1 pseudogene is annotated in these 1,496 nt (G+C 39.2%); it reads right to left on the bottom strand.

The window, feature by feature from the left end:
* Positions 1-39: 39 nt before the first annotated feature.
* Positions 40-1,345: pseudogene (locus tag ACLUXO_RS10120) on the bottom strand (ISL3 family transposase).
* Positions 1,346-1,496: the final 151 nt, after the last annotated feature.

The raw sequence follows: 1,496 nt of genomic DNA, 5'->3' as shown, positions 1-1,496 counted from the left end.
GGCTCTTTGTCAAATCTTACTGATGCTTGTCAAGGAGTTTTATATGATTTTGATAAAGGCACTAAACAGAACTTGTCTGTTTGGTGCCTTTTTTGAAGCAGATGGCATTCTGTTCCAATCTAATTCTCTTCAAAAGGTGAGTGAAATTAGAATAGCCATAGGCTGTGCGTTCAATTTGCTTGATTTTACGATTAACGCCCTCTAGACAACCGTTTGAGAATAACATTCTAGCGCCATTAATAACAGCCCTTCTGTTCTTTCTGAAGGTCCGTATGGTCTTTCTTAATTGCTCGCAATACTGACTAGTATTACGGTCAAGTAGGTCTTCAATCATTTTCGTATCTTTGTCTGCTAGAGCATACATGAAATCCTGCATGAAGTCATATGTGTTCCTAAGTGTCTTATCGCATTTAAGCCCCTCATCGACAATCTGGGCTTGTGTATATGGGACTTTAAGACAGCTATCGTAAAATTGCTGGGTTCCTTCCAGCTCCTTGTATTTCTTCAGATACAGCTTCCAATAGCGCTTCAGAAGCTTGTACTCTCTGGATCTTTTATCCAACTGTTTCATAACTTGAACTCTAAAACCTGTAAAAGATCTATTTACCATTTGAACCATGTGGAATCGGTCGATGACAACCTCAGCGTTTGGGAAAATCTGCCTAACAATATCGCCATAATAGCAGTTGAGGTCCATGCTTACCGTTTTTACAGTTCTTCTAACTGTTTCTGGAAACTGCTCAAAGTATTTAATAATCGTGTTCTTGAAGCGATCCTTTAAAATGGCAACGATGGTATGTTTTTCACCATCTTGGCAGATAAAGTGCAGCTTTCGTCCTACGCCTCTGAATTCATCAAAGGCAAGGTGCTCTGGCAAGGAGTCGTACGAGGATATAAATTGAGCGCTACAGTCGTCTAAGTATCTTTGCACAGTGGCAACTGATACACCATTCTCCTCAGCGATACTGGTCATGGAATGATCTTTAGTAAGGCCAACAATTATTTTACGTTTAACAGCGTTAGAGATGTGACAATACTTGTCAACGATCTGGGTAGAAGGATAGCTGTATGCCTCACAATTTTTGCAAAAAATACCGTGCTTTTTGATTTTGATAATGACTGGATTACTTTGATCGGCTGAAATATAGGGGATATAAACAACTTTAAAGCCGTTATAGACAAAGCTGTCAGCTGATTCACAATTAGGGCATGTGTCAAGCTCCGCGATGGCGGTGCACATGATTACCTTCTTCCCCTTATAGGTCGTTCGAGAGCAATCTACGAAATTCAAGCTAGGGTCTTTAATATTAAGAAAGTTTTCAATATAATTATCAGTAGGGTTCATAGAAACCAGCTTTCTATACTTAGGAAAATTGTGGTAGATGATTTTAAGTTAGAGATAGCGAGGCCTATGTGCCTCTTTTTTTATTTTAAACAAAAAATCTTACCGACGGGTGTGTGACTTGACACCCATCAGTAAGAAATATTATAGAGCC

It is taken from the genome of Lactobacillus delbrueckii subsp. bulgaricus, assembly GCF_046938665.1.
GTDB classification, from domain to species: domain Bacteria; phylum Bacillota; class Bacilli; order Lactobacillales; family Lactobacillaceae; genus Lactobacillus; species Lactobacillus delbrueckii_C.
Note: the sequence above shows the minus strand (reverse complement) of the source record. Positions and strands in the feature narration are given on the sequence as shown.